This window comes from Sphingomonas fucosidasi, assembly GCF_036663855.1.
Lineage (GTDB): Bacteria > Pseudomonadota > Alphaproteobacteria > Sphingomonadales > Sphingomonadaceae > Sphingomonas > Sphingomonas faeni_B.
Genome location: NZ_JAXOJR010000003.1, coordinates 398,075 through 412,439 on the forward strand (window position 1 = coordinate 398,075; position 14,365 = coordinate 412,439).

At 59.0% G+C, this 14,365-nt stretch carries 14 protein-coding genes; 9 read left to right on the top strand and 5 right to left on the bottom strand.

All coding sequences use genetic code 11. The features are described 5' to 3' along the window. Positions 1-54 precede the first annotated feature (54 nt). Genes U1737_RS08300 through U1737_RS08310 form a run of 3 tightly spaced genes read left to right on the top strand, consistent with a single transcriptional unit; the run spans position 55 to position 6,018 of the window. On the top strand, positions 55-2,826 hold the full coding sequence (locus tag U1737_RS08300) for a DNA methyltransferase (protein ID WP_332796373.1): 2,772 nt from the start codon (positions 55-57) through the stop codon (positions 2,824-2,826). Beyond that, the gene (locus tag U1737_RS08305) at positions 2,823-4,979 is read left to right on the top strand and encodes a DEAD/DEAH box helicase (protein ID WP_332796374.1); all 2,157 of its coding nucleotides are present in this window, start codon (positions 2,823-2,825) and stop codon (positions 4,977-4,979) included. The genes U1737_RS08300 and U1737_RS08305 overlap by 4 nt, the downstream gene beginning before the upstream one ends. After that, on the top strand, positions 4,972-6,018 hold the full coding sequence (locus tag U1737_RS08310) for a GIY-YIG nuclease family protein (RefSeq protein WP_332796375.1): 1,047 nt from the start codon (positions 4,972-4,974) through the stop codon (positions 6,016-6,018). The genes U1737_RS08305 and U1737_RS08310 overlap by 8 nt, the downstream gene beginning before the upstream one ends. A gap of 418 nt (positions 6,019-6,436) precedes the next feature. Here the strand turns inward: U1737_RS08310 and U1737_RS08315 are convergent, their stop codons facing one another. Continuing rightward, positions 6,437-7,717, bottom strand: coding sequence for a three-Cys-motif partner protein TcmP (locus tag U1737_RS08315; RefSeq protein ID WP_332796376.1), 1,281 nt, complete (start codon positions 7,715-7,717; stop codon positions 6,437-6,439). A gap of 179 nt (positions 7,718-7,896) precedes the next feature. Between U1737_RS08315 and U1737_RS08320 the strand changes: the two genes are divergently transcribed. From U1737_RS08320 to U1737_RS08330, 3 genes are all read left to right on the top strand, one after another. After that, complete coding sequence (locus U1737_RS08320) at positions 7,897-8,637, top strand: DUF5131 family protein (RefSeq protein WP_332796377.1); 741 nt, start codon at positions 7,897-7,899, stop codon at positions 8,635-8,637. Continuing rightward, positions 8,637-9,800 (top strand): three-Cys-motif partner protein TcmP, encoded by a 1,164-nt coding sequence (gene tcmP, locus U1737_RS08325; RefSeq protein ID WP_332796378.1) that lies wholly within the window; start codon positions 8,637-8,639, stop codon positions 9,798-9,800. The genes U1737_RS08320 and tcmP overlap by 1 nt, the downstream gene beginning before the upstream one ends. A gap of 397 nt (positions 9,801-10,197) precedes the next feature. Next, positions 10,198-10,380 carry a hypothetical protein gene (locus U1737_RS08330; RefSeq protein ID WP_332796379.1) on the top strand — a complete coding sequence of 61 codons (183 nt, stop codon included), beginning with the start codon at positions 10,198-10,200 and terminating at the stop codon, positions 10,378-10,380. Between the two features lie 18 nt (positions 10,381-10,398). On the opposite strand, the gene U1737_RS20695 is transcribed toward U1737_RS08330, so the two are convergent. After that, positions 10,399-10,800 carry a hypothetical protein gene (locus U1737_RS20695; RefSeq protein WP_443027098.1) on the bottom strand — a complete coding sequence of 134 codons (402 nt, stop codon included), beginning with the start codon at positions 10,798-10,800 and terminating at the stop codon, positions 10,399-10,401. On the opposite strand from U1737_RS20695, the gene U1737_RS08340 reads away from it, so the two are divergent. Further along, the gene (locus tag U1737_RS08340) at positions 10,799-11,242 is read left to right on the top strand and encodes a hypothetical protein (protein WP_332796380.1); all 444 of its coding nucleotides are present in this window, start codon (positions 10,799-10,801) and stop codon (positions 11,240-11,242) included. The genes U1737_RS20695 and U1737_RS08340 overlap by 2 nt on opposite strands. Before the next feature lie 198 nt (positions 11,243-11,440). Next, positions 11,441-11,986: a hypothetical protein gene (locus U1737_RS08345; RefSeq protein WP_332796381.1), complete on the top strand. Its 546-nt coding sequence runs from the start codon at positions 11,441-11,443 to the stop codon at positions 11,984-11,986. Between the two features lie 147 nt (positions 11,987-12,133). On the opposite strand, the gene U1737_RS08350 is transcribed toward U1737_RS08345, so the two are convergent. Continuing rightward, positions 12,134-12,361, bottom strand: coding sequence for a hypothetical protein (locus U1737_RS08350; RefSeq protein ID WP_332796382.1), 228 nt, complete (start codon positions 12,359-12,361; stop codon positions 12,134-12,136). Between the two features lie 218 nt (positions 12,362-12,579). On the opposite strand from U1737_RS08350, the gene U1737_RS08355 reads away from it, so the two are divergent. Next, positions 12,580-13,605 (top strand): IS110 family RNA-guided transposase, encoded by a 1,026-nt coding sequence (locus U1737_RS08355; RefSeq protein ID WP_332796383.1) that lies wholly within the window; start codon positions 12,580-12,582, stop codon positions 13,603-13,605. Between the two features lie 205 nt (positions 13,606-13,810). On the opposite strand, the gene U1737_RS08360 is transcribed toward U1737_RS08355, so the two are convergent. Both U1737_RS08360 and U1737_RS20700 read right to left on the bottom strand, forming a co-directional pair. Further along, entirely contained in the window at positions 13,811-13,966 is a 156-nt protein-coding gene (locus tag U1737_RS08360; RefSeq protein ID WP_332796384.1) for a hypothetical protein, read from the bottom strand. A 42-nt stretch (positions 13,967-14,008) separates the two neighbouring features. After that, positions 14,009-14,170: a transposase gene (locus tag U1737_RS20700; RefSeq protein ID WP_443027099.1), complete on the bottom strand. Its 162-nt coding sequence runs from the start codon at positions 14,168-14,170 to the stop codon at positions 14,009-14,011. Positions 14,171-14,365 lie beyond the last annotated feature (195 nt).

A 14,365-nucleotide genomic window follows, 5' to 3' on the forward strand; every position in this document is an offset into this window, starting at 1 on the left:
CAGGTGGATTTGGTAGAATATGGTTTTTCGTCTTCACAAGCTTGATCGTGCGCCATGCTGACCCCGGGGGAAATCTATTCTAATCTAGATAACCTTGCCGCTGAGCCCCCGGCAGGGGGCGCGTTCGGCTTGGCGTTGATGGAAGCGGTGGGAGCCCCGCGCGCCACGATCACGAAACTGCGTGACACAGCGAAAGGCGGTGCATTCACCTGGACCAGGATGCTGCGCTTTGAGACGAGCGAACCGGGAATGGCTGACGCGACGCTGGATCGAATGCGAGCCGAAGTCGAGACGTCGCCGAAGGGGCGCCGTCCCCGCATACTACTCGCCTATGACGGCGAACGGATCTCTGCCTACGACACGAGCCCGCGCTTTGACGAAGAGCCGCTGCGTGTAGGTCTCGATATGCTCTCACTGGAGGGCGACGTGTTCTTCCCGCTCGGCGGTCACGAACGCTATGTTCCGAAGAAAGAGCGCATGGCCGACGTGCGGGCTACACGATTCATCTCGCGCTTCCACGATGCGGTGCGTGACGCGAATCCGGCTTGGACGAGAGACGTCGACCGGCATGCGCTTAACATCTTCATGGCACGCGTGCTGTTCTGTCTGTTCTCAGACGACGTTGGCATTTTTGAAAAGGATGTATTCGAGGCGGCTGTTCGCCTTTCCAACGTGGACGGCAGCGATCTGTCCGAGTTCCTTCAGAACGCCTTCGACCATATGGACACGCCGCCGAAGCGTCGATCATCTGAGACCCGCCCCTGGTCGAGGCTGAAATATGTCAACGGCTCCCTTTTTGAGGAAAATGTGGACATGCCAGCGCTCGATGGGCGCTGCCGTAAATTGCTCCTCGACTGCGCCGGGCTAAACTGGAAGCTCATCAATCCCGATATTTTCGGCTCCATGCTTCAGGCGGTCGTCGACGTCGAGAAGCGCGGCGAACTGGGGATGCACTACACCTCGCCCTCGAACATCATGAAGGTGTTGGAGCCGATCCTTCTCGACCAGCTCCATGCGGAGCTGGAGCGGGCGGGGGCGAACAGGGGTCGACTGAGCGCCTTTCTTCAGCGTCTTAGCCGCATCCGCGTGTTCGATCCGGCTTGCGGCTCGGGCAATTTCCTGATCCTCGCCTACAAGGAGATGCGGGCGCTCGAGATGGAGGCCATGCGCCGCTTGGCCGCACCACGCTTGTCAGGCATCGCGTTAAAGCAGTTTTTCGGGATCGAGATCGACGACTTTGCCTGCCAAGCGGCGCGGTTAGGCCTATGGATCGCCAAGTACCAGTGCGACCAGCAGCTGGAACTGGATCTTGGCCAACATACCGACTTCCTGCCGCTCCAAAAGGCCGGTGTGATCGAAAGAGGCAACGCGGCGGAGGTGGATTGGCTGGCCGTCTGCCCCGCCGAAGACGGGGCGGAGACAGTCGTGGTCGGGAACCCGCAGTTCCGGGGTTCATCCTATTGGTCACCAGGGCAGAAGGCCGACATGGCGCGCGTGTTCAAAGGGCGTGTCAAGAACTGGGGCAATCTCGACTACGTCAGTCTCTGGTTCGCTAAAGCACGGGATTACGCGCTGGCAACCGGCGCGCCTTTCGCCTTCGTATCCACAAACTCCATTGTGCAGGGTGTCCAGGTGCCGGAGCTTTGGCCGCATCTTATGGATGGCCTGGAAATTCGCTTTGCCCACCGTTCGTTCAAGTGGTCGAACCTTGCCGCCCACAATGCGGGCGTGACCTGCGTGATCGTCGGCATGGGGCTGAAAGTCGAGAGGACGGAGGCCGCGCCCGATCGCCGCTACGACTTGATTGACGACCTCGGTTCTCTTGGCAGCGCGAGCCGCTCCGTGACCACGCCATCCAAGCGCTTGTTCGACGGCGACACTGTCCGAGACGTGGAGGTGATCGGTCCCTATCTTGCGCCTGGCACCACGGTAATAGTTGCGAAGGCGAGCAAGCCACTCGCACCCGACCTCGAACCGATGGTGTTCGGTAACAAACCGACCGACGGCGGTAACTTGCTCCTCGACCGCAATGAACGGGACGCACTGCTTTCCACGCATCATAAAGCAAACCGCTTCCTACGTAGGCTCTACGGCTCTCAAGAACTAATGAAGGGCATCGAGCGATATTGCCTTTGGGTTGGAGACGACGAAGTCGATGAGGCAAAAGCCATTCCCGAGATCGCAAGGCGCTTCGAAGCTGTTACACGTGATCGTTCGAAGGAGAAAGCATCGGACGTTTCGAAAGCGTTCGCGGATCGACCTCATCGCTTTCTCCAACGCGCAGGCGCAGCGACATCGCATACGATTATGGTGCCACGAGTTTCATCACTCAACCGCATTTGGCTTCCGGTAGACGTGATGAGCGCGGATGCGATTACCCATGATCGTCTGTTTGGAATTTTTGATGGTACTATTTGGCAGGCCGGCGTGCTTTCCTCACGTCTCCACCGGCTTTGGCTCGAAGGAGTTGGCGGACGACTAAAAGAAGATCCATCATATGTGAACACCCTCGTCTGGAACACCTTTCCCCTGCCCTCCCTTTCGGAACGCCGCAAGGCCGACCTGGAAGAGCACTGGTGGACGATCGATCTCGCCCGCAAGGAGGCGGGGTTTGGTCAATCACTTGGCGAACTATACGTCCCCGCCGCCATGCCGCGCACCCTTCGCCGCGCCCATGAAGAGCTGGATGCGACAATGGAAACCATCTTCGGTTCGCGCCGCTATCGCTCCGATGCCGACAGGATCGAACATATGCTGCAACTTTACGAACGAATGGCCGCCGGAGAACGAGCGCCTACCACCGCGCAGAAAAGGGCGAACGCATGAGTAAGGCAGTTGAGAATGGGCTTGGCTCGATTACGCTCAACTACGACGGAACGGGCGCGTCCAAGGCGATTAATAATCTCGGCATGCGGGCTATGCAGGCCCGCGTTTGGGACAAGCGGGATGCGCAACATCTGCTAGTAAAGTCGCCGCCCGCCTCGGGCAAATCGCGCGCGGCCATGTTTATCGGACTTGAGAGGCTGCGCACCGGTGCTGTCGACCGCGTGGTGGTCGCGGTGCCGGAGCGCTCCATTGGCGCATCGTTCCGGGATACGGATCTTACAACGGGCAATTTTCACTCGAACTGGCAGCTTGATCTTGATCTCTGCTCCGTCGGCTCAGAAACCGGGGGTAAGGTGGATGAACTCATAGGATTCCTCCAGGGCGGTGGCGGTGGCGGTGGCCGGACGGCGTTGTGCACTCACTCAACTTTGCGTGCTGCATATGCCAAGACGAACGATGTGGCCCTCTTCGATCGCGCGCTAGTCTGCGTGGACGAGTTGCATCACGCGTCTTCCGACGAGAACAGCCGCCTGGGTAATCTCTTGCGCGGGCTGATCGACCGTGCAGGGGAAGAAGGGCACAATGCGGCGCATATCCTCGCCATGACTGGCTCCTACTTTCGCGGCGACGGCACGGCGGTGCTGCACCCGCAGGACGAGGCGCGCTTCGAGAAGGTGATCTACACCTATTACGAGCAGCTCAATGGCTACGAGTATCTCAAGACGCTGCGTATCAACTTCCGCTTTTACCAGGGAAGGTATCTCGACGCGATCGGCGAAGCTCTCGATCCAAGTCGCAAGACCATCGTGCACATTCCGCATGTCGGCTCCGCTGAGGGCAGCGGAGTGAATAAGATGTTCGCGGTAGACGCGATCGTGGATGCGATCGGCGACCGCCTGGGCCAGAACCCCAAGACGAGCGTCGATCGCACGACGGGTTTTGTTCACCTCACGGTTGGTCATCGCACGCTCAGAATCGCTAACCTTGTGGACGATAGCGCCGATCGCGAGAAGGTGCTGGCATCCTTGCGCGCAGTGAAGGACCGCAACGACGTCGACATCATCATCGCACTTGGCATGGCCAAGGAAGGCTTCGATTGGATCTGGTGCGAGCATGTTCTTACGGTAGGCTACCGAGGCTCGCTCACCGAGGTCGTGCAGATCATCGGGAGAGCGACACGCGACGCGCCAGGCAAGACGGAAGCGCAGTTCACCAATCTTGTATCAGCCCCTTTCGCCAAGGACGAAGCGGTAAGCCGCGCCGTCAACGATATGCTCAAGGCGATTTCAGTGTCCCTCCTGATGGAACAGGTGATGGCGCCCGTCTTCAAATTCCGCACTCACAAGGGCGCAGATGAGTTCGACGGCTCGCAGGGCGAAAAGTCTAAATCAGAGCCCGTAACCAACGCGGGCGAAATTGAGATCGTCGGCATGCCCGAAATCGACGAGAAGGCTGTCGAAGCGATCGAGACCGACTTCAACGACCTATTTGCCGATGTGCAGAACGACTCGCGCACGCTAACGGTGATGATCAATCCCGATGATCATCATACCGACGTGATGTACGACCTCGTCGTCACGGATGTGATCAAGCGGCGTTACCCCGGCTTCTCCGAAGAGCAAGTTCGAGACGCCGTTGGCCTGTTTGGCGTGCGCGCCGAGCTAGGCCGTGAGGTCGCCAAAGACCCGAGTATCATTCAGACGCCTAGTATGTCTGAAGACGAGCAATCTTTGTTTTCGGGGCGGGAAGAAGTGGGCGGCGAACGAACGGCAACCGGCCCAAACGCCGGCGATCGCTTCGTGCAGCAGGCGCGGCGGTTCATCAATGTGCAGGAGTTGCAGGTTGATCTCCTTGGCGGCCGCCGCGATTTCGACGACGCCTACGAGCTGCTGTCCAAAGAGCTTTCGGAGGAGTTGCTTGCCCGGCTTCATGGCGAGGTTCGCGCCCTAAAGGTCAGCATGACGCGGGAAGAAGCGGAAAAGCTCTATCCGCGAATCAAGGAATATATTGAGCGCGAAAGCCGCGAGCCCAATTTAAACTCCCCGAATGGCCGGGAGGTACGTCTGGCTGAGGCGCTGGCGTTCCTGCGCAAGCTTTCGCGAGAGAAGCGGGCTGCCATGGCGGGCGCGGATGAAGGGCAGGTCGATGCCTGAAGCGATCGACTACTTCAATGACGAGCTTCTCCTGACGGCGGACGAGAAGCCGAAAGCGGCGCCGACGCCGCTTCTCGTTCGTGCGGTTGAGATACTTGAACGCATCAACGGTTTCGTTGACGAGACGGATTCCGAGCCGGTGTCGGAGCCAGGCCGAAGCGTGCGCGAGCGCATGCTTGCGAACGAGCTTGCCGGGCTGAGAGCATCGAAGGCGGACCTGGGTGGTCTCGCATCCTACGATACCCGTAACCTCGTGTTTGGTGTGGCGAGCGATGCCGATCCTCTAGACGATCCGCTGCTTTCGGCCGGCCTGGACATTTTTGAGGTTCGTGACGAACTGAAGTCGACGGCGCGCCCGGATTTCGTGGCCGACCGGCGCCCGTGCCCGGACTTCGAACGCTTTGACCCGCTGTTCGAGCACGTTAGGAAGGACGTTGAGGGAGAAAGACGGAGACCTCAGCCCTTTCGGCAGGAGCGGGTCGAGTTGGGCGAATTCTTCGTTTTGAAAGGGCAGCTCGTTCATGTTGCCGACCTTCGCGACGAACATCGACGCAATGGCAAACCAGATGCACGCTTGCGCGTCATCTTCGACAACGGCACGGAGTCGAATCTATTAATGTCGTCGCTCGTTCGGCGGCTCTACGAGGACAAGGATGCTCGTCGAATCGGGACGGCCGATGTGGGTCCTTTGTTCGAGGGCACTCGAACCGGGTTTGTGTATGTGCTGCGCTCTCGGTCCGATAAACCCGAAGTACGGGGTCTGTTGAAGGTTGGCACGACGTCGGGCGCCGTGGAAGACCGCATCGCGCGTGCTGAAACGCAGTCGACGTTTCTCTTCGCGGCGGTGGAAATTCTAGCAACCTACGAATTGAGTGGGCACTCGGCAAAGGAGGCCGAAAAGCGCATCCATCGCGTACTTCAATCCCACCACGTCGCGCTGAGAGTCACTGGGCCGGACGGACGAACCTTCAGTGCGACGGAATGGTTCAAAGCGACACCGGATCTCGTAGAAGAGGCCGTTGATATAGCGCTCAAATGAGAGTGAATCGATTCATTTGCGCAGTGACCCAACACCCTTCCCCATCGGGCACGATCATAATCATAACGTCTGCTTTCTGAGAGCCGAACGTTGCGCTTGAACGACCGGTATTGGGGGGGGGCGCAGCTGCACGAGCGTAAAGCCAATTCGCCGCCCCAAGGCGGCAATTTACTTCCTGCTAGGTTTCCATAAACTTGGAATGCGAGTAAGGTTTCTGATAGCGCTCACCACTATAGATAAAAAGATCGTCGAATTACGCACGAAACGCGTTGAGACCTTTTCTAGGACCCCGCGCGGATCGTGCCAAGCCCCCGGTCGATCGCTACGCCCAGGGCCGAACCTGGAAGAAGCGGCCGATTGACCGAATTTACCAAAACAAGCCTTAGCTTCAAAGCAGAACGATTTCCGCCAATCTGGTTCAGGCGGCACGCTGATCAAATACCGAGAACAGCCCTGGCTCGCGCGAGAGCCTGATCTGATCATCCCATGTGAAATTCTTGACCGAGCGTCGTAGCGCTCCGTCCGGAGCGGTGATGACCACGTCCTTGGCACCACGAAGCTCGACAAGAGCGGCGTCGACGATGTCGCCGATCACCGGCGCCTCGTTGCAGTGAGACGCGAACAGCTCCTTCTTCGTTAGGGCGCCTTTGCCTGCGAGGGCGCGATCATGAAGCATGCGGGCCAGTTGATCGACCACAGTCATCTCGGACCGGGTCCGGGCGTTGTCGTTGAATCCGAAATCGAGCATATCCTTGCGTACGTCCTCGCCGGGATTGAAGCCGAGCGCATTGAAGCCAGCACGCCCAAAGTGCTCGAACGTGTTCTCCTTCGACCAGTGGATTTTGCCCATCTCCTCGCGAGCCTGATGATGCTTTGAGAGATGCAGGAGCCAATAGTCGCGATTCGATCCACCTTCAGGATGGATGAAGAAGGGCGTGTAGTAGTCCGCGCCCGTATTCCGCTGAATGTGCTCATAGAGTGTATTCTGGATGTATCTCTTCCAGCCACGCATCTGCTTCATCTGCAGCATGTCCCTGACATCCGAGCGATCCAGATCGATGGCGGCGAGTCCGGCCGTGTCGATCATCCGGTCGTTCAGCAGATTGACCAGATGGTCTACCATGAATGTTAGGACCACCTCCGGATTCTGTAGAGATCCCATGATCCGCCGGATCGTCGCGAAGGTCACGGCGCTCCAACCATATTGGTCGAGGAAGAAGAGCGAGCGGTGCGCACGCCCCTTCGCCTGGATGCGCGAAATCACGCCATCGGCGGCCTCCTCGAACTTTGACTTGACGATGTGGATGTCGCGGCCAATGCGGGCGCCATGTCCCTGACGCTCGAGCAGGTCGCGCAGGAAATCGATGTGGTTGCGATTGGCGTCTACGAAGACGAAGTCTGCCTTGATTCTTACGCCGCGCGCGCGCGCGGCCTCGACCTCGGCCTGTGCTCTCTCCACCGAGGCCAGCATTCGCAACGGCGATCCATCGACCTGGGTGCCGTCCATAACATAGCGCCCTCCGCCGCAAAAACCGTCGACGATCGTCAGGTTGAGTTCGCGTGTCAGATGGCTCTTGGTCAAGGTGCGGATGTACGCGCCGATGTACGCATCGAAGATCTCGTGCTTGGCCGCACTGTGCAACCCGAGTTCGGGCAAATCGCCACCGACTATCCAGTCGTATCCCGTATTTCCCGCCATGGAGTGTTGCCTCCGCGGCACCCTGTCACCGCTACGGACAATATGGGTGCCATTTACGACCTGTGTCCAGCCCAGAGAGAGCGATGTCGCTCGCCCTTGCCGACCATCGTCGTGCAAACTCGTTGCGCCGAGACTCGCGATATGGCAGGTTCGCGGTTCGTTCCAAGGGCGCGTGAACAATGGCCGATGGCAGTGCGATCGAATGGACGGATGCGACGTGGAATCCGGTCACCGGGTGCACGAAAATCACGGCCGGCTGCGACAATTGCTACGCCGCCCGCTTCTCGGAGCGCTGGCGCGGCATCCCCGGCCACCCGTTCGAGAACGGATTCGATCTGACGCTGCGGCCCGAGCGGATTGGGCAACCGCTCGTCTGGAAGCGATCGCGGATGATTTTCGTTAACTCGATGAGCGACCTGTTCCATAAGGAGGTGCCGCGCAACTTCATCGACCAAGTCTTCGATACGATGGAGAAGGCGGACTGGCACGTCTTCCAGGTGCTGACCAAGCGCAGTTCCCTTATGGGAGACTACCTGAAGCGCCGATATCACACCATCGCACCACCCGCGCACATCTGGCTGGGTGTCTCGGTCGAGGACAGCCGCTCCGCCGCCCGCATAGCGCATCTCCGTCAGGCACCGGCGGCGGTCCGTTTCCTCTCCGTCGAGCCGCTGATCGGAGCCGTCGGACCGGTCGACCTGACCGACATCCACTGGGTGATCGCTGGCGGGGAGAGCGGGCCCGGTGCCAGGCCGATGATGATCGACTGGGCACGGGAGATCCGTGACCAGTGCGCCGAGCAAAACGTGGCGTTCTTCTTCAAGCAGTGGGGCGGCATCCGGCCCAAGACGGGCGGACGCGATCTCGATGGTCGTGAATGGAACGAGCTGCCTGTAGCAGTGGCATCGCGAGCCGCCTGATGCGACCCGACCGCGCGAACTACGTCGGTCGCGAGCAGGCCTACGTTAAGCATCACTTCCTCGCCGAATATGTCGAGCAACTCGTGTTCAAGGTCGCGAGTCGAAGGGACGTCGTCTACGTCGATGGGTTCTCGGGTCCTTGGAAAGATCAGGGCGAGAAGTTCGAGGACACATCGTTCGGCATAGCATTGGAGGCCCTCCGGGCAGCGAAGCAGGCATGGGCCAGACTCGGCCGCGGAGATCGCACGATGACCGCTCTGCTCGTGGAAAAGGATGCTGACGCATACGCCCGATTGCAGGAGATCATTCCGCGATACCCCGACATCACAATCAAGACGTTTAACGACGACTTCGTGAAGACGGTGCCTGACCTTATCGATGCGATCCCCACGGACGCCTTCTCGTTCGTTCTGATGGACCCGAAGGGTTGGAAGATCGACATGAAGGCTGTGGCGCCTCTCCTTCGACGAGCGAACTGCGAAGTCGTGTTCAACTTCATGTTCACGATGATTAACTGGTCGGCTTCCATGCCGAACGCCGCCATCCAAGACGGCCTGAAGGCGCTTATGCCGGAGACGGACTGGAAGCGCAGCCTCGACGATCTTGAGGTGATGAAAGGCGAGACGGTGCCTGAGGCGAGGAAGCGGGTATTGGTCTCTGCGATCAACGCCACGATCGCACGGCTAGGAGGCTATCCGTACGTCATGGAGACGCCGGTCCTGTTCCCAACCAAGGATCGTACCTACTACTCACTGATCTACGCGACGCGGAGCACTAAGGGAATCGAAGTCTTCCGCGACTGCCAGCATGCGACTCTAAAGGAGCAGGATAAGGTCCGAGCGGATCTACAGACCGCAAGGCGTGACGATCTGTTCGGCACAACCGACATGTTCGGCAGTGTCGTGACAGGCAACGAGTTTGCCGGAAGATGGATCGCGGAGCAGGAGTCATCTGCCCATGCCGCACTTCTTGATGGCGTACCTGCCGATCCACTAACCATCACCTACGGTGATCTGTGGCCACAAGTGCTAGCGAAGTTCGGCATCCGTAAAGTGCGATTGGGGCGCATAGCGGCTGCGCTGAAAAACGAAGGTCGCATTCGGTTCATCGACTGGGGCCATCGGAAGCAGGTGCCAGACGAGACTTACCGGATGACCCGCTAGTCCGTAGAGCGTCACTTCACGACATGCACTGGGAAAGCGCTGGTACCACCGTCGAAATCGTCCAACTACCTCCATTGGTAGACGGCTTGAGCCGCCTGCCTCATTACCTGAACAGGCGGCGGGTCACCGCGATCGCCGCCCAAAAGCAGACAGGCCGCTTTCCACCAGTTTTACCCTAAATGCGGACAGTCCGCATGCACTTTGGTTACGCGGTTTACTGTCAAAGCTGTACGTTCCTGCCGCTACGACATCTGCCAGACCGCGGTGCGGTTCTCCATTGGAGCGCTTCCACCTGCAGATAGCCCGCATTTTAACTGGATGACCTCGGCCACCGGCCGTTAATTCCCCTGCCGCCCCCACGACGTATGTGGTAGAAGGCCACATGCTCAAGACAAGAATGAAGCGGGTCGCACATCAAGGCGATCACGCGGTGCAGCGCCTTGCCGAGATCGAAGCCTCAATCGCGAACCTTTCCAACGAGGATCTGCTTGATTTGGCTGATATCTTCAAAGCCGAACCTCGTCCACCAGTCGGGGATATGGCGTTCGGTGAAATGGCGCAACGTAATATCAGCCTTTGAAGGCCCCTCGGGATCGGATCAGCAGAATGCTGAGGCCCAGCGAAGCACATCGGTTACGCGCAGGATCGCCCGCAGCTTTACACGATCATGATGGATTAACGACGCAGCGATGGTAGCGATTGGCACCCGAGCCACGAGATAGGCACGCTGCTCCGCAATGGCGGGGCGTTCTATCTTCGTCGCGATATCGTTGGGCGCTTCGAACTGGAACTGAACCGTACCCCCGTCGATCTGGTAGAAAAGCGCGTCCGGCTTATCGGCACATTGGTTGGCCCGGGTCTGGTAAATGCTGACGGCGTCGCGCCAGCTTAGCCGGTCAAAGATGCCTTTGGCTCGGTCGTCAGCCACTAGGCGCAATTCTGAGTCAACCTGACTCATTGCCGTTGCGCACAAACCACGAACAGCCATCACCCCGGCCATGGAACAGCGGATCATTCACGCCTGCGGTCATGAGCAGGACCATTATCTCACAGGCTACGACAGCCAGCAGGAACGCAAGGCCAATTGGCTGAAGACGACGACCTGTCGAGATTGCTTCGTTGCGGAGAAGCGAGCAGAGGAAGCCGCTGCAGCCGCGTTGAGCAACGCCGCTATCTCTCATCTTGATCTTCCACCGCTAACCGGTACCGATCGGCAAATTAGCTGGGCGTCGACAATCAGGACCAAGCGGCTCGCAGCGCTAACCAACCCAAGCAGCAACGCCGACTGTAACGCATGCCTTTGGGTCACTGACGCCAAATGGTGGATCGATTGCCGCGATCTTACTGACATTAATCTGATGGCAGCCGCGAACCAGGCGTCAAACAGGCAAAGCGTGCCGACGCCCATGTCATCGACTACTAATCCCTTAATTTCCCTCTAAAGGACACAGGCTGACTCAGCGATCCACGCGGGTAAGCAAGACGAATCCCCTAATGCGTTCAAGCAGGGTCTAGACCTCCTGAATGAGGCGTTCAATTTCGATGTCACCGACCCTGTTTGAACAAGATTTGTGTTCCAAACCGCCTTCTCACTCAGGGTATATCAGTATGGTCATCATCTGTGCGGCCGATTCGGCTTGATGTCCGAGAACGCTTTGAGCCATGTCAGTCGTGGTAGCGTGGAGGCGACACATGATCTTGACAAGGAGCGCTGTCGTGGCAACGCAGACCATGGACGTGAAGGTCTCAGTAACATCCACATGATCCTGCCGGCTTCGGTTCGCAAGCCAATGGGCTTGCAAGGAGATGCCGAGGACATCCTTACGGTAGAAGATGATCAGGTTCATCTGGCTCTAATCGGCATTGGGTATCGCGCGCGCAAGCGTTCTACCGGGAATATATTAGGTAGGTCCGCACGATTGATGACTTTCCGTCTGATCGAAAGGCAGAAGTTGCCACGGAGGCAGGCTAGACTGCACCCGCAGACCGGCGGCCGAATCCGGCATGACATCAGTTGTGCTGGTGCATCCGCGGTGCTGGCGCGGGTTCGGGACGAGCGAGGTGCAGACAAGGAAACGCCAGATGCTGGGCGAACCGCGCTCGCGCGCGACAACTTCCAGGAGCGTCGTCAAGTAGCTGCTTCACAACGGTTTGAATACATCGACTATCCGCGAGTTGCTCGATGAGCTTCGTCCCGACCGTAGATCTCACGATGTGGATGCAGCCTATGCAGCCGCCGGACTAAATGTTCCGACTAGGCCACGTGGACAAATGGTAGCCACAGCGTAAATGATGCGAGCGCGAGGAAGCTGAGATAGGACTCTGCGGTCTTGTCATAGCACGTAGCGAAACGGCGCCAGTTCTTGAGCTTGCTGAACAAGCGCTCGACGAGATTGCGCCAACGAATTTCTCGCGATTATGCGGGATCGGTATGAGGCGGCTACTTTGGGTGGAATGACCGCCTCGACATCCGCCATGGCGAGCTCCTGGCGGATGGCATCGGCATCATAGCCCTTATCGGCAAGCAGAGCCTCGATTTGGTCTGCCAGCATCCAGAACAAGGGCCCGAACCCCTTCTAGTCGTGAGCCTGGCCCGGCATCAGGATGAAACATGGCGGTCGCCGCTGACCATCACAGCGGGCGTGCAGTTTGGTCTTAAAGCCGCCTCGCGAAGGGGTGAGCCCGTCGCGTTCCTGATCCCCCTTTATGGATGGCTCGCCCCTTATCCGAATCGTTGTCATCCTACGACAGCAGTTCGTTTGAGGAAGGAGCGAAGGTCATGGACGTATCGGTTCTGGGAATTGATCTAGGCAAGAACAGCTGCAGCGTGGTTGGGCTGGATGTGACCGGCAAGGTCGTCGTCCGTCGACGGATGCGCCGCGACACGGTCATCACATACGCCGGAGGCTTGCCGGCCTGCGTCGTGGCCATGGAGGCCTGCTGCGGAGCTCATCACATGGGACGGGCGCTGGCCCGACAAGGCCATGTCGTTCGGCTGATGTCGCCGGAATATGTCCGTCCATACGTTAAGGCGCAGAACAACGACGACCGCGACGCTGAGGCGATCGCGGAAGCGGCAACCCGGCCGACCATGCGGTTCGTCGAGTTGAAAACCGAGGAGCAACTCGACATGCAAACGCTGCATCGCATCCGTGACCAACTTGTCGGTGATCGCACCTCGTTGATGAACCATATCAGGAGTCTCCTTCTGGAGCGCGGCTACATAGTCCCGCAAGGACGTGCAAAGCTTGCCGTCCGGCTGGGTGAGATGCTCGATGGTGACGAGCCAGTGCTAGGGTCTCGTATCCACCGGCTCGTCAGCGATATGCGTCTGCGCTGGATTGCCCTTGATGACCGGATCGCAGATCTCAATGCCGAGTTTACCGAGGCTGCCCGCTCGGATGAGCGAACGCGGCGCCTCCTGACTATTCCTGGCATCGGCGCGCTAAACGCGACGGCGCTGGTAGCTGCAGTTGGCGACGCTCGAACTTTCGGACGCGGCAGGGATATTGCCGCCTGGCTTGGGCTCGTGCCCCGTCAAGCGACGACCGGGGGTAAACCGCGGTTGCTCGGCATCACAAAGCGCGGAAGCCGCTATCTGCGGAAAAACCTGATCCAGGGTGCCCGCGCATCACTGCCGACGATAAGCAAGAGCGACACACGACTTGGCGCCTGGCTGCGCGGCCTTTTGTCACGTTCCCATCACAAGACCGTCGTGGTGGCGCTGGCAGCCAAGATGGCGCGCATCGTGTGGGCGCTGCTGCGACACGAGCGCACCTACGATCCAGCTGCACAGGCGGCGTGAACGAGATCAGCCGATGCACCTTGCACCGGCTGGATGATGTCTGCGGGAGGTAAGTGAAAGATGGCCTGACAGTCGACCGGTGACCTGGAACCCTATGGCTTAAAATGGCACTCGATGCCGGCCCTTTGTGAGGACCAGGACGCGCGGATCTCCATCTTGGCCAATGACCTCGCGTCGAAAGGCCGGATACGTTTTCGCAGACTGCTCAGAACATCAGACACAAACCGCTTGCCGACGGGGCGAGCCATACGTTTAGCCCGACGGCGCAGTGGTGCGCACGGACTACGGTGCTGTCGAACATGTCGGCGCTGATATCCCGCTCGACGACAGCGGCCGGGGTCTCCAGCATGGCTTCGAACACGCCAGTCACGATCCAGCGACGATACCGCCGGAATACGCTGCTCTACTTACCGTATTCATGCTGCAAATGCCGCCATTGCGCGCCTGTCCACGCCGTACACACCATGCCTTCAAGATAGGGCCGGTTGTCTCCCGCGGGTCGGCAGCCGTGTCCTCGCTCCGACGGCAAGAGGGGGCCGATCAGAGCCCACTTATCGTCCAACATCCCAATCCGCTCGCGCAATGACTCCAAAAGACAGCCTTGAACAAGCGATCAGACGTGCATCAACCTTTGTCCACGTGGCCTAGCATTACAGTTGCATTCTTGATTTGAGATGTGCGTGGCGGGCGGCCGCTTGGTGCGCTCGTCGCCATAACGACCATGCGATGATGTGGGCGGGGGCGATACGGCGCTGGGCAA

Excerpts from the sequence above, each read along its gene's own strand:
- U1737_RS20695 (WP_443027098.1), bottom strand. The coding sequence starts at position 10,800 with ATGGCCGGGGTGATGGCTGTTCGTGGTTTGTGCGCAACGGCAATGAGT.
- U1737_RS08305 (WP_332796374.1), top strand. The coding sequence starts at position 2,823 with ATGAGTAAGGCAGTTGAGAATGGGCTTGGCTCGATTACGCTCAACTAC.
- U1737_RS20700 (WP_443027099.1), bottom strand. The coding sequence starts at position 14,170 with ATGTTGGACGATAAGTGGGCTCTGATCGGCCCCCTCTTGCCGTCGGAG.
- tcmP (WP_332796378.1), top strand. The coding sequence starts at position 8,637 with ATGCGACCCGACCGCGCGAACTACGTCGGTCGCGAGCAGGCCTACGTT.
- U1737_RS08315 (WP_332796376.1), bottom strand. The coding sequence starts at position 7,717 with ATGGCGGGAAATACGGGATACGACTGGATAGTCGGTGGCGATTTGCCC.
- U1737_RS08345 (WP_332796381.1), top strand. The coding sequence starts at position 11,441 with ATGTCCGAGAACGCTTTGAGCCATGTCAGTCGTGGTAGCGTGGAGGCG.
- U1737_RS08330 (WP_332796379.1), top strand. The coding sequence starts at position 10,198 with ATGAAGCGGGTCGCACATCAAGGCGATCACGCGGTGCAGCGCCTTGCC.
- U1737_RS08310 (WP_332796375.1), top strand. The coding sequence starts at position 4,972 with ATGCCTGAAGCGATCGACTACTTCAATGACGAGCTTCTCCTGACGGCG.
- U1737_RS08300 (WP_332796373.1), top strand. The coding sequence starts at position 55 with ATGCTGACCCCGGGGGAAATCTATTCTAATCTAGATAACCTTGCCGCT.
- U1737_RS08340 (WP_332796380.1), top strand. The coding sequence starts at position 10,799 with ATGGAACAGCGGATCATTCACGCCTGCGGTCATGAGCAGGACCATTAT.
- U1737_RS08320 (WP_332796377.1), top strand. The coding sequence starts at position 7,897 with ATGGCCGATGGCAGTGCGATCGAATGGACGGATGCGACGTGGAATCCG.
- U1737_RS08355 (WP_332796383.1), top strand. The coding sequence starts at position 12,580 with ATGGACGTATCGGTTCTGGGAATTGATCTAGGCAAGAACAGCTGCAGC.